The sequence below is a fragment of the Stackebrandtia albiflava genome (assembly GCF_007994225.1).
GTDB lineage: Bacteria > Actinomycetota > Actinomycetes > Mycobacteriales > Micromonosporaceae > Stackebrandtia > Stackebrandtia albiflava.
This window is the reverse complement of record NZ_VLLL01000005.1, coordinates 1,203,162-1,215,692: the sequence shown is the minus strand read 5'-3', so window position 1 is coordinate 1,215,692 and position 12,531 is coordinate 1,203,162. Positions and strand designations below refer to the sequence as shown.

At 70.2% G+C, this 12,531-nt stretch carries 10 protein-coding genes; 1 reads left to right on the top strand and 9 read right to left on the bottom strand.

The annotated features are described in order from the left end of the window. Positions 1-28: 28 nt before the first annotated feature. The 6 genes from LX16_RS06400 to LX16_RS06375 form a co-directional block, all read right to left on the bottom strand. A complete protein-coding gene (locus LX16_RS06400) occupies positions 29-583 on the bottom strand; it encodes a GAF domain-containing protein (protein WP_147134513.1) in 555 nt (184 codons plus the stop codon). Beyond that, a complete protein-coding gene (locus tag LX16_RS06395; protein WP_147134510.1) occupies positions 580-1,194 on the bottom strand; it encodes a GTP-binding protein in 615 nt (204 codons plus the stop codon). The genes LX16_RS06400 and LX16_RS06395 overlap by 4 nt, the downstream gene beginning before the upstream one ends. Further along, a complete protein-coding gene (locus LX16_RS06390; RefSeq protein WP_147134507.1) occupies positions 1,172-1,543 on the bottom strand; it encodes a DUF742 domain-containing protein in 372 nt (123 codons plus the stop codon). Before LX16_RS06390 ends, LX16_RS06395 begins: the two co-directional genes overlap by 23 nt. A 26-nt stretch (positions 1,544-1,569) precedes the next feature. Continuing rightward, complete coding sequence (locus LX16_RS06385; RefSeq protein WP_158645505.1) at positions 1,570-3,138, bottom strand: ATP-binding protein; 1,569 nt, start codon at positions 3,136-3,138, stop codon at positions 1,570-1,572. A gap of 101 nt (positions 3,139-3,239) precedes the next feature. Then, positions 3,240-3,641 carry a roadblock/LC7 domain-containing protein gene (locus tag LX16_RS06380; protein ID WP_147134500.1) on the bottom strand — a complete coding sequence of 134 codons (402 nt, stop codon included), beginning with the start codon at positions 3,639-3,641 and terminating at the stop codon, positions 3,240-3,242. A 773-nt stretch (positions 3,642-4,414) separates the two neighbouring features. Next, positions 4,415-5,671, bottom strand: coding sequence for a helix-turn-helix domain-containing protein (locus LX16_RS06375; protein ID WP_158645504.1), 1,257 nt, complete (start codon positions 5,669-5,671; stop codon positions 4,415-4,417). 356 nt (positions 5,672-6,027) lie between these two features. Between LX16_RS06375 and LX16_RS28185 the strand changes: the two genes are divergently transcribed. Continuing rightward, complete coding sequence (locus LX16_RS28185; protein WP_147134494.1) at positions 6,028-6,477, top strand: response regulator transcription factor; 450 nt, start codon at positions 6,028-6,030, stop codon at positions 6,475-6,477. Between the two features lie 264 nt (positions 6,478-6,741). Here the strand turns inward: LX16_RS28185 and pabB are convergent, their stop codons facing one another. From pabB to LX16_RS06355, 3 genes are all read right to left on the bottom strand, one after another. Next, positions 6,742-8,844: an aminodeoxychorismate synthase component I gene (gene pabB / locus LX16_RS06365; protein ID WP_147134491.1), complete on the bottom strand. Its 2,103-nt coding sequence runs from the start codon at positions 8,842-8,844 to the stop codon at positions 6,742-6,744. A gap of 262 nt (positions 8,845-9,106) precedes the next feature. Continuing rightward, the gene (locus LX16_RS06360) at positions 9,107-11,695 is read right to left on the bottom strand and encodes a PEP/pyruvate-binding domain-containing protein (protein ID WP_147134487.1); all 2,589 of its coding nucleotides are present in this window, start codon (positions 11,693-11,695) and stop codon (positions 9,107-9,109) included. A 32-nt stretch (positions 11,696-11,727) separates the two neighbouring features. Then, positions 11,728-12,414, bottom strand: a complete 687-nt coding sequence (locus tag LX16_RS06355; RefSeq protein ID WP_147134484.1) for a TetR/AcrR family transcriptional regulator — start codon at positions 12,412-12,414, stop codon at positions 11,728-11,730. Between the last annotated feature and the right edge of the window lie 117 nt (positions 12,415-12,531).

Below are 12,531 nucleotides of genomic sequence, written 5' to 3'. Positions count from 1 at the left end.
ACTCCACCGAGACCGGCGCCCCGAACGGTCAGCGCACGCCGTCGCGGCGGTTGATCTCGGCGACCACGTCGGCCGCTATCGCCTTGATCCGCTGCAGCCCCTCCCTGCCCCAGTCGTGTGGTTCGGTGTCGACGACGCACACCGTTCCCAGGACCGTTCCGGTGTGGTCGATCAGGGGCGCACCGAGATACGCCCGGATCCCGAGCTCGTCCATGACCGGGTTACCCGCGAACCGGGGGTACGCGCAGACGTCCTCCAGCGGCAACGCCTTACGCCGCTTCACCACGTGCGGGCAGTAGCCGTGGTCCTTGGCCATGACCCGTCCCGGTCCGGCCACGACGCCGTCCTGCGACATCGCCGCCGCCTGCGGTTCGGGGGCGTGCAGCCCGGCGAAGTACTGCTCCTCACCGATGAAGTTCACCATCGCGTAGGGCGCACCGGTGATCTGGGCCAACCGGTGGGCGAAGTCGTCGAACACCACGTCCGGACGGTCCCCGATACCGAGTTGGCGGAACCGTTCCATCCGCGCCCCCATCTCGTGATCGGTGGGCGTCATCAACAGGCGTTCATCCTCATAGGTCATTGACCGGCTCCAAGCGAAGTCGTCGAACGGGACATGTGAGTGGCCGAGGTCAGCAGGTAACGCACCAGTGAAACCAACACCTGGGCCGACGAGCGCGATTCACGCGCGTCGCAGTGCACCACCGGCACGTGGGACGGCAGGTCGAGGGCGGCACGGACTTCGGCGATCTCGTACACCGGGGCGTCGTCGAAGCTGTTCAGCGCGACGATGAACGGGATCCGGCGGTGCTCGAAGAAGTCGATCGCCGAGAAGCAGTCGCCCAGCCGACGGGTGTCGGTGAGCACGACCGCGGCCAGCGCGCCGTCGGACATCTCGTTCCACATCGACCAGAATCGCTCCTGGCCCGGCATCCCGAACAGGTACAGCACGTACGAGTCGTCCAGTGTCAGCCGCCCGAAGTCCATCGCCACCGTGGTGGTCGTCTTGTCCTTGATGTCGCGCAGATCGTCGGTGCCGATGCTGGCGACGGTCAGGGTCTCCTCGGTGGTGACCGGCGTGATCTCGCTGACCGCGCCGACGAAGGTGGTCTTACCCACCCCGAAGCCGCCGGCGATGAGCAGCTTGATCCCCACCGGGGCGGAGCGGGAATCAGAATCGTTGTTGTAGGCCATGCAATAGTGCCTCTAGCATCTTGAGATCTTCTGGATCGGCGGCGGGAAGGGGTTCGTGCGCGAGGAGCGCACCTGCGTCGATCAGGTCGGCGAGCAGGACCTTGGTCACGGTGGCGGGCAGCCGCATGAGACCGGCGACCTCCGCCACCGAGATCTTCATCGTGCACAACTGCAACGCGTGGGCGTGGTCGAGGTCCAGCTTCGTGGGTTCGACGGCACCGGTGGACTGCACCAACGACAGCAGGTCCAGTTCCACGGTGGGCGCGGTACGGCCCCGGGTGACCAGGAACGGCCTCACCAGGCGTCCGGCATCGTCGTCGTACCACTGCTCTTCTTCGAGTCGCGGCATCAGGCGACCGCCTCCTCACCGGAGTGTCAGGATCGGCCGTCGGGCCGATCGGCATCGGATTCACCCGGGGTGGGAGCGACGGAGCCCTGCCGGAAACCCGACTGGAAGGCACTCATGAGGGATGAGTCAGCGATCTGGGACACCCGCGGTTCGGCGTCGCCGCGCAACTCGGGGGCCAGGTTCGCCTGCCGTTGACGCTGTGGCAGCGCGGGCTTCGACACCGGAGAAGGCGCGGACTGCACAGGCTGCGGCGGACGTGACGGTTCCTCCGCGAACGGTTGCCGCGCCACCGGAACGATCAGGTGCTCCGCGGTGGCGGTGCCCTCCCCGGTGGTGGGGACCTGCCGGACCCTCGCCGATCCGGACGCCGCGGGCCGGGGTGCGGGAGCCGCGGGCGAGGCCGGGGCGGCCGACACCGGAATCTGCGCGGTCACCGGTTCGATGGCGCCGGTGCCGACGGTGGCCAGCAGGGTGGCGGGGAGTACCACCGTCGCCTGGGTACCGCCGTACACGCTCCGGCGGAGCTGCACCGCCACGCGGTGACGGTGGGCGAGGATCGCCACGACGACGAGCCCGATCCGGCCGTCGTTGAGCAGCGCCACCCGGTCGACCTCGTCGGGGGTCTCCAGCATCTGGTTGATGCGGTGCTGGTCCTCCGCGTTCATGCCGAGACCGGCGTCCTCGATCTCGATCGCGACGCCCGCCGACACGTCCGAGACCCGCACCATCACGCGCTTGTCCGGTGGTGAGAACTTGGTGGCGTTGTCGATGAGCTCGGCGAGCAGGTGGATGACGTCGGCGGCGACATGCCCGTGCAACATGCCCTTGATGGGACGGGTGAGACCCACCATCGAGTACTTGGGTGTCTCCGACATCGCCGAGCGGATGATCTCGGCGAGGTTGACCGGCTGGCTCCAGCGGCGGCGTGACTTGGCGCCGCCGAGGACGGCGAGGCTGTCGGCGTACCGCCGCGAGATCGTCGCGAGGTGGTCGACCGCGAACAGTCCCTTGAGGACGTCCGGGTCCTCCACACCGCTTTCGAGGTCGTCCAGGCTCCGGATGATCCGGTGGGCCGAGGACTGCATCCGTCCGGCGAGCTGTTTGAGCCAGCCGTCGTCCTGCGGGTCCCTGGACAGCGGCTCGATCGACGGGACCGGCTCGACGGCCTCCGGCTCCACCACGCGAGGCGGCGGAGACGGCGGCGCGGTCAACGACTGCAACGCCTGCCGGGTCTGCTGGTGCTGGTAGTAGAGCCGCTGAGCGAGGGCACTCACCGGGCCGCCGTCGCCACCGGCGGGGGCGGGAAGCGGGTTCGCGCTGGCCGGCCGGCCGGCGGCGATCTCTCCGGCCGCGTACTGGATGTCGTCGAGATACATCCCGGCCTGCTGGCCGAGTCGGTTCGCCTCACGCTCACCGGCCTCGAGGACGGCGGCCAACTTACGACGGGCGAGTACGGCCGATATCGCGACACCCGCCAGCCCCGCCACGGTGATCGCGACACCGACCGGCATCAACAGCGGGGAGTCCACGTTGGCCAACAGGTGGACGGTCATCGCCGCACCCGCCACCAGGGTGACGGCGACCGGAGTCCACACGACTCCGTTCGTACCGGACCCGGCGGTGGCCGCGGGATGGGGTTGGGGCACGTTGTGACCGGCCGGCTGCTCCGCCGGCCGCGACCATTGCTGAGTCATGGTTAGGCGACCACGTCCGATCGAGCCGGGGTGGCGGTGTGATGCGCCACGCCCTTGATGAGTTGAGCCATTTCGAATGCCAGCACGCTCACGTCGGTGTCGTTGCCGGCGACCACCACGAGGCGGGTCTGACTCCCGCCACTGGAGACGAATACGATGTGGTCGTCGAGTTCGGCGACCACCTGACGGACTCCGCCACCGCCGGTGTTGCGCGCCAGCGAGAACAGACCGGACGCCACGGCGGCGAGCTGGTCGGCCCGGTCGTTGTCGAGGCCGCTGCTGATGTCCTTCTTCAGTCCATCGGCCGACACCAGAAGCGCACATTGAACTCCGGCGACTTGCGAGATCAGTCCATCGAGCAGGAACTGCAAACCTGTCGGTGCATTCCGTATCGTATCGGACATGGAAGGGCTGGTCCTCCTTTAAGGATGGGTGATTCCACAGCGGACGAGAATGCGAGTGAGTGAGCTGATCCTACGAGCCGTGTCTGCCAGGAAACGGTATCATCACGATCCGCCACGACCGGGAGCCGTGGCGGACTTTGTTGGGGGACAGCATAACCAGCCACGAATCCCGGTGTTCGCGGCTGGAGGCCCCGCGCGCTGACCTGCTTGTTCGCATTGGCGGCATGTGGTGCATCACAATCGGCCGGCTGTGTACTGGTGAGTCGGGTCGCGGCCACCGGTGGAAATGCCGGATCGTCACGGCCTTCATCGTCGGAAGAATCGTCCCACGAGCGCATACCACCATATCCGGTAAACCGTATAGCTGACCAGATACGACAGCGTGCAATGTGCATACGAATGAGACGGATTTTAGTTACGGGCTCGCATATATGAATTCTCTGTCGAATTCTCGGAGCCGCAAACCATTGACACCGGATCGCGAATCGTGTACCCGGGATAATTGCCGCGCGAGTCCCACGTCGCGCCGCGGTCACACCGTCCATAACGGCATTGCCGTCACGTTTCGGTGACCACGGCCTCGGGCGCCGCCGCCCGTCACCGGCGGCCCGGGAGCGGTCCGGTGCCGATCGCGGACGCCCCGGCACGCCACCGCGCGGAGCCGACGACGGTGACTCGTCCGATCGTCATGGTGACTCTACACAACGCTTCCCTCCCGAGGCCCCTCAGGAGAGTCGCCGCGAGTCACCGGAGACGACCCCGGGGCCGCCGGGTCACACCGCCGGCCCCGGGTTCCAGGCGACCTCGTCCAGGCGCTCCACTATCCAGGCCAACCGGCGGTTCCCGCCCGGCTCGCCGATGCGCTGGCGCAGCGACCGCAACTTGTGCCTGATGTACCCGGAGTCGTTGTGCCGCTCCAGCTCCACCACCGTCTCCACGTGACCGGCCAACCTGTCGAGGTCACCCGCACGCACCGCCAGGACCGCAAGGTCCGTGTGTACCGCCGCACTGCGCCGCGGTGTCACCGCCACGGCCGCCGCCGCCTCCAGCGCGTCGGACGCGCCGGCGTGGTCACCGAGCGCCATCAGGCAGGCGCCGCGCTGTTCCGGGATCCGGGCGCCGTCGAACCGCAACCATCCACCGTTGCCGGTGACGTTCCGGCGATCGACCTCCTCCGCCCGGTCGAGCTCCCGCAGGCAGGCGTCCTTCTCACCCATCCCCGCCAGCGCCTCGGCACGCACCGCCGCCGCCCAGTAACCGGTGGTCAGGCCGGGGTCACCCCGCCGCGCGACCGCCACCGCGGCGGCGGCCAGCTCCTCCGCCTCGTGAGGACGCCCGGCGACCAGGTGGACCAGGGCGTGCCGCAGCATCGCGCACGCCCACAGGTCGTCGTCCCCGGCCTGCCTGGCGGCGTCGGCCGCCAGGGTGTAGCAGGAGATCGCGTCGGCGTGCGCCGAGGAGTCGAACAGGATCTCTCCGGCGAGTTGGAACGCCCCCGCCGCGAGGCGGCACCGGGCACGGAAGGACTCCGTCGACTGTGGAAGCCTCAGTCCCTCGCGTACCGCGTCGAGGTGGTCGCCGACCACCGGGTACATGGCGGCCTTGGAGTGGGTGCGGCCGTAGGCCCGCCACAGGTGTTCGCCGACGGCGTGTTGCGCGTCCAGATCCCGGACGTCGTGTACCGGGGCGGATCTCGGGGTGGCGATGGCCGCGGCGGTCACCGCGGCCAGTCGCAGGATGTCGCGCCTGAGCATATGGTCACCTTCGTCATGTGGGCCGACGGCCGGGTGCCGTCGCCTCTCGGGGGGCGGCAACGGTTTCGCGGCCACCAGCAGGGACTCCAGTTCGGCGGGTGTCAACCGGAGCGCGGACGCGAGATCGGCGCGCAGATACGGTTGCGGTTCGGTGACGCCACGCTCCCAACGTGACACCGACACCCGGTCGACCGACAACAGCTCGGCCAAAGCCTCCTGGGTGAGCCCCATGGCCTTTCGCCGTCGTGCCAGACCGGCGTTCGGATCGGCGGCCATGACTACCTCCCTGCCTGACTCATGATGCATCCCGTCGCGCCCGTGGCACCCGATGTGTCACATGGATGTCACAAAACTGTTCTGGCCCGCCCGTATCCGGCCTGCTGGAATGGATACGGCGGGCACACCGACCGTGATCCGGGTCGGTGGAGGCGACACCGGTTCCCGGGTGGGTGTCGCTCGCCGTCTCGCACCGGTGACACGCGACGGACGGGGAGTTCCGTCGGTGCCCGCCGGAGAGGTTCGATTCACCGCACCCGACCGGAGGCGTCGGGTGGTTCCGTTTCCGGCGCCGGGGTGAGGCGTCGGACGCGGTCGATCGCCGCGGTTCGCGGCATGACAGACAGGAGCCCATCATGACCACAGTGATCCGACAACGCCGCGAATCGGCCGTCCCCGGGGTGGTCGTCGCCAAGCCGGACCTGTCCTCACCCACGACCGCGTGGCGGGTCGTGGGCGACTCGGCGGCGTGGATCTGCCGGGAGGCCGCCCGCGACCGGCGCGTCGGGCAGCTCAACCACACCACCGGCCTGCTTCTGGAGGCGCTGGCGGCCGTCGGGATCCGCGTCACGCCGCCCGTGCCGCGGCGCCCCAGGCCGAAGCCGCTGTGCTTCCGGCTGAGCCAGGCGGAACTCGACGTGTGTGAGCGGATGAGCCTGGGAATGACGAACCTCCAGATCGGGGCGGAACTGTCGATTTCCGAGGACACCGTCAAGACCCGCGCCAGGATGCTCTACCGCAAACTCGGCGCGCACGATCGCGCCCACGCGGTGGCGATCGCCTTCCGTACCGGACTGATCAGGTGACCGGGTGTGGGTCGGGTCCGGGCGGATGGAGGCCGCCGGTACCCGGCCCGCCGGCGCAACGGGGAACCCGGCACGGTGAAGGTCCCCCGTTCACCTGCGCGAACGGTGAACAGGTGTCCATTCCGTAACGTTATGTACTCGGCGGGCGAAATGCAATAGCCGGCCCGCGGCCGGGGTGCAATAGCCAGCCCGAGGCCGGGTGAAATAGCCGGCCCGCGGCCGGGTCGCGATGGCCGGGATGACGGCGCGGGTTCCGGTCCGGTGTCAGTGTGTCGACGTCGCGGTCTCGGGTGTGACCGCCGTCCGCAGGTCCTCTCTGGCGGCCACGAGTGCCGCCGCCTTCACCATCGTCTCGGCGAACTCCTCCGCAGGATCGGAGTCGAGGACGACGGCGCCGCCGGTGCCGACGGTCAATTCGGAACCTTCCCAGACCGCGGTACGGATGACGATGCTCAGGTCCGCGCCACCGCCGAAACCGAAGTAGCCGAGCGCGCCGGAGTAGACGCCTCTGGCCCGGCCCTCCAGGCGGTCGATGATCCGCATGGTCCGCAGCTTCGGGGCGCCCGTCATGGAGCCGCCCGGGAAGCACGCCCGCACGCAGTCCACCGGGCTGACGTGCCCGGGCAGCCGACCGCGCACCGTGGACACCAGCTGGTGGACCGTCGCGTAGGTCTCGGTGACCAGGAACTCCGGCACGGTCACCGAACCCGGATCGCACACCCGTCCCAGGTCGTTACGCAGCAGGTCCACGATCATCAGGTTCTCCGCGCGCGTCTTGGCCGAGGCGGTCAGTGAGGCGCGGCCCGCCTCGTCGAGGACGGGGTCGGGATGGCGTGCGACGGTCCCCTTGATGGGACGGCTCTCCACCGTCCCGTCGGTGTGGACCCGGATGAACCGCTCGGGGGACGAACTCATCACCGCGAACTCCCCCAGCCGCAGGTAGGCCGCGTACGGTGCCGGATTCCGGCGCCGGAGCGCCAGGTGGTAGTCGAGCGGGTCGGCGACCGGGTCCAGGGTGACCCGGTTGGTCAGGCAGATCTCGTAGCTCTCGCCGGCGCGCAGTTCCGCGAGGCAGGACTCGACGTCGGCCAGGTAACCGGCCTCCTCTCGGGCCAGAACCGGCGCACGGTCTCCGGCGGCGGACACCGGCGGTGGCGCGGACGGGGCGGGATCGGGCAGTTCGGTGAGCGCGGCGGCGGTGCGGGTGGTCCAGTCGGTCGCGATCCGGCGGGCGTCCGGGTCCGGTGTAGACAGTGCGACCACATAGGTGCGGTCCTCCTGGTGGTCGACGGCGACGAGCCGGTCGGCCAGGAGCCACATCGCGTCCGGAGTGGAGGCGGCGTGGGCCGTGTCGCCGCCGCAGTCGGCCTTGAGCTCGTAACCGAAGTAACCGACCATGCCGGTGGTCAGGTCGAAGGGCAGGTGGGAACCGGTGTGCCGGAACCGTTCCAGGCGACGCCGGATCGCCTGGAAGACGTCCCCCGGTTCGTCACGGGTGCCGGCGGCGTCGGTGACCTGGACGGCACCGCTTCCGACGCGGTACCGCAGCACCTGCCCCAGCGGGCCTCCCGTGTCGCCCAGGAAGGAGAACCGCGCCCGGCCCGGTTCGGCGAGGCTGCTGTCGAGCCAGAACGCGTGACTGGAGTCGCCGAACCGACGCCGGAACAGCTCCGGCGTGGACACCGCACGGTCCAGCGTGGCGACGGCGAGCACTGGTTCCCGCCCGGCCGCCCGTTCCCGACGGGGTGCGGAACCGCTGCGGGGCGCCGGAATGGTGGCGGGTCGGCGACCCGGCGCGGCGAGGTCGGCGAAGTTGCGGACGAGCCGCGCGCCGTGCTCGGTGGCGACCGACTCGGGATGGAACTGCACGCCCCACCGGGGTAGTCCGAGGTGCCGCACGGCCATGACCGTGTCGTCGTCGGCGACCGCGATCTCCCGCAGCGGTTCGGGCAGCGGCCTGGCGACGTGTAGCGAGTGGTAGCGGATCGCGGTGAATCCGTCCGGAACGCCGCGGAACAGTCCGGTGCCGTCGTGGTACACCCGGGCGGGGTGTCCGTGGCGTGGGCGGGTGGTCACCACCCGGGCACCGGCGAGGTGGGCGAGCGCCTGGTGCCCCAGGCACACACCGAGTGTCGGCAGGCCCGGATGCGCGTCGAGGACGTGGCGCACGTGTCCCAGGTCCGAGGGACGTTGCGGCCGGCCGGGTCCCGGCGACACCACGACCACGTCGAACGCCGCCACCGAGTCGGTGAGGAGTCGCGGGTCGTCGTGGGTCATGACGACCGGCGTGCAGCCGAGTTCGGTCGCGAGCAACTGGTAGAGGTTGTAGGTGTAGGAGTCGTGGTTGTCGATGAGCAGCACACGCATCCGAGTCAACCTCCCACTCGCCGGCACGTGCCGTGGTGCGGGCATGTCACGCCACCGGCACCACGTCGACCGGTGGGTCGGTGGGTGGTCCGCGGCCCGGTCGGTACGGGGTGGAATCGGCGCACCGAATCATCCTGCGCGGTCACCGGCCGGATCGGCAACCCGGTCCCGCGACCGGTGTAGGTGAATCGGCCGGTCGCGGGGTGGACGGTGACCGGGATCATCGCGCGCCGCCGGGACGCGACACGGCCCGGCGGCGCGGTCACGAAGGGTCCGGAGCGCCGGGCTCGCCGAGTACCACCACGGTGCCCTGGTCGCCGTCCACCCTGATCCGGTCGCCGTCGCGCAGCCGGGTGGTCGCGTCTCCGCAGCCGACGACCGCCGGGATGCCGAGTTCCCGTGCCACGATCGCGGCGTGTGACAGTGCCGCTCCGACGTCGGTGACGACGGCCGCCACGCGCGGGAACACCGGTGTCCAGCCGATGTTGGTCACCTTGGTCACCAGGATCTCCCCCACCGCGACGCGCCCGGCGTCGTCCACCGATTCGACGATGCGGGCGACACCCTCCGCCTTGCCCGGTGAACCGGCCGCGCCGGTGATCTCGCCGTCGGAGACGACGGCCTCACCGGTGGCGTCGGCAAGGTCGGCCCGCCGGCCGGGATCGGCCGCCCACGAGTCGGGGTCGAACGCGCCCCTGATGAAGGTCGGGTACACCGGTAGCGCGCGGTAGTGCCGGTAGGCGGCCTCACGGGCCGGAACCCGGTCGAGGACGGATTCGTCGCCCTCCAGCAGTGCCAGCAGTTCGGACAGCCGCAGGTGGAAGACCCGGTCACCGGCACCGGTGAGTTCGGCGGCGCGCAGCACGAAGCGTCGCAGCACCCAGAACGCCCGGATCACCTCCGACCTGCCGGTCTCCCTTCCCCGGGCGCTCACGGCCGCCGCGGCCAACCGGCGCCGCAGTGTCGCGACCTTGCGGGGATGCCGGGCCGCGAACCGGCGCATCGCCTCCTCCCGCGCGGTCGCCTGCCGGTTCAGCAGTTCCGTCACCGGTGGCGCGTCCCGCATTCCCGCCAGGGCACGGTCCACCCAGGCCGGGTCCTCGGCCGGTCGCGGCACGGAGACCTCGAACTCGTCGGGGCAGCGGTGTCCCCAGGTGCGGTCGAAGGTCTCCCTGTCGATCACCCCGTCGACCAGTTGCCGAAGCCCCAACAGCGGTCCCAGGCTGGCCAGCCCGTCGGTGTCGGTGTGGACGCCGGTCGTCAGGGCATGTGTGTCGGCCTCGTCGACGAGCCGGGACAGCCAGGCGCGCACCCGGAACTGGGCGGCGCCCTTGAGCCGGCTGCCGGCGGCCAACAGCTTCGCGCCGTCGACCAGCAGCGGCCGGATCTCGTCGTCCCACAGGCCGCGCAGCTCCCCCGGTCGGTCGGTGGCGGCGATGCGGGCGTGAGTGGTGCGGCAGCGGTCGGGGAAGGCGGCGACCATGGCGTCGAAGTTCCGTTGGTACCGGGCGACGCCACGTACGAACCGGGTCATCGACGGCATGGCCAGCCGCAGTATCCGCCATCGCGACAGCGGCAACGGCGGGGCGGTGACCCCGCCGGGGAACCGCCCGAACGCCTGAACGGAACCGGTGCGGACCATGCCGCTCAGGCCGAGTGCGTCGGCGACCGCGTTGGAGACCGACAGGTTCAGGTAGAACCTGCCTCCGATGTTGCCGCTGAGCCGGTACGGTCCGACGTGCGACAGCGACATCGCCTCGCTCATGAATATCTGGACGAACGACCAGGTCATGGGGGTCATGACGCTCGGTATCGCCTCGCCCAGGTTGGCCGACGTCCACAGGTGGTCGCCGAGGAGGCTGTCGTTCCACTCCTCCCGCGCGGGAGGTGGTTCCGGAAGGTTGGTGATCGGCCGGGCCTGCACGATCTGGAACCCACCATCGTGCCGAGTCCACTCCACGTCCACGGGGCGGTCGTGGAGTCGCGCGACACGGGTCGTCAACCGATGGAGTTCGCTGAGCGCGGTGTCGTCGAGGACCACGGCACGGCGGCGGCGATCGGAGATCGGGCGTTCCTCGGTGCCGGTGCGGGTGCGCACCGTCTCGACCGCCTTGTCCCCGATCGTGCGGGAGACCACGGCTCCGGTGGCTCCGTCCAATACGTACTGGTCCGGGGTCACCGCGCCGCCCACGAGCGATTCACCGAGCCCCCACGTGGCATTGACGACGGTGCGGTCCCGGCGGCCGGTGACGGGGTCGGCGGTGAAGGCGACTCCGCTCGCGGTGGCGTCGGCCATGAGCTGGATCACGACGGCCGAGGCGACGTCGTCGGTGCCGGGCCGCGAACGGCGTGCCCGGTAGGCGATCGCCCGGTCCGTCCACAGTGACGCCCAGCAGCCGAGCACGGCGGCCTCCACCGCTTCGGCGCCGCGGACGTTCAGATGGGACTCCATCTGTCCCGCGAAGGAGGCGTCGGGCAGGTCCTCGGCGGTGGCGGAGGACCTGACCGCGACGGCCGCCCGGGGCGGCAGTCCCGCCAGGCCCGCGGCGATCGCGGAGCGGACGTCGGCCGGTAGCGCGGCGGTGTCGCCGAACAACGGGCGGATGGCGGCTCCCGCGTGTCGAGTCGCCTCCGGGTCGGCGGGGTCCGTCGAGGCCAGGACGGCGGCTATCCGGTCGGCGGCGCCGGTCTCGGTGACGAACCTGCGGTACGCGCCGGTCGTGAGGTGGAATCCGCCCGGTACCGGCAGTCCGGCGCGGGCGAGTTCGGCGAGCGCGGCGCCCTTGCCGCCGGCGTTCTCCAGGGTCGCGTCCGGCGAGTCGAATGGAAGGTGCAGTGGGATCGAGGACATGGAGTTCAACTCCTCGGGAGGGTGGTGGTCGTTCAGGTGAGCCAGTCGCGCATGGTGTCGGCGTCGACGAGGTGGATCGCGCCGCGCGGAGCGGCGAGCACGCGCTCCATCCCGGTCTGGTATCCGGCGACGGCGTCGATCACCTCGGCGACCTGTTCGGGGGTGGCGCGCCTGTCAGTGGTGAACCAGTCGATGAGGCCGTCGTGGAAGTCCTGGAGCAGCGCGTAGACCATCCGTGCGGCTACCCGCGGGTCGTCGACGTCGAAGACGCCCTCCGCCACGCCGAGCCGGACCACGTCGGTGAGCAGTCTCGCGAACTCCTCGGCGCTGCGCCTGCGCATCCTGACGCGCGCCACCGCGTTGGCGTCGCCGTACCAGGCGCGGGCGGCGGCCAGGACGAGCGGGCGGCGGGCCGTCTTCCAGGCGCCCTGTCCGGCGAAGAACCGGTTGAGGCGCTCCAGCGCCGAGAGTTCCGAGTCCCGGATCGCGGGCGCGGCGGAGGCCAGCATCTCCTCGAACATCCGGTCGAGGACGGCGTCCAGCAGGTCGCTCTTGGAATCGAAGTAGTGGTAGAAGGCGCCCTTGGAGGCCCCGGTCCGCGCCAGCACGTCCTGTACGGACATGGCGTCGAAGCCCACGGTCTGCAGCAGGTGCTGTGCGGCGTCGAGGAAGCCGTCGCGGCGCCGGGCGTGGGCCGCCTCGTCGAAGGGACGCGGCATGACACCTCCCAGTTAATAAACCGACGGTCGGTTTATTAACTCTATCCCATCGAGGCGACCCTCGTCGAGCCCGAGACGTGACGCGCGCCGCCGGATGTGTGAACAAGGAGGCCACGG

Bases quoted from the DNA above. Each gene is read 5' to 3' on its own strand.
- LX16_RS28185 (WP_147134494.1), top strand. From the start codon at position 6,028: ATGACCACAGTGATCCGACAACGCCGCGAATCGGCCGTCCCCGGGGTG.
- LX16_RS06375 (WP_158645504.1), bottom strand. From the start codon at position 5,671: ATGGCCGCCGATCCGAACGCCGGTCTGGCACGACGGCGAAAGGCCATG.
- LX16_RS06360 (WP_147134487.1), bottom strand. From the start codon at position 11,695: ATGTCCTCGATCCCACTGCACCTTCCATTCGACTCGCCGGACGCGACC.
- pabB (WP_147134491.1), bottom strand. From the start codon at position 8,844: ATGCGTGTGCTGCTCATCGACAACCACGACTCCTACACCTACAACCTC.
- LX16_RS06390 (WP_147134507.1), bottom strand. From the start codon at position 1,543: ATGCCGCGACTCGAAGAAGAGCAGTGGTACGACGACGATGCCGGACGC.
- LX16_RS06355 (WP_147134484.1), bottom strand. From the start codon at position 12,414: ATGCCGCGTCCCTTCGACGAGGCGGCCCACGCCCGGCGCCGCGACGGC.
- LX16_RS06400 (WP_147134513.1), bottom strand. From the start codon at position 583: ATGACCTATGAGGATGAACGCCTGTTGATGACGCCCACCGATCACGAG.
- LX16_RS06380 (WP_147134500.1), bottom strand. From the start codon at position 3,641: ATGTCCGATACGATACGGAATGCACCGACAGGTTTGCAGTTCCTGCTC.
- LX16_RS06395 (WP_147134510.1), bottom strand. From the start codon at position 1,194: ATGGCCTACAACAACGATTCTGATTCCCGCTCCGCCCCGGTGGGGATC.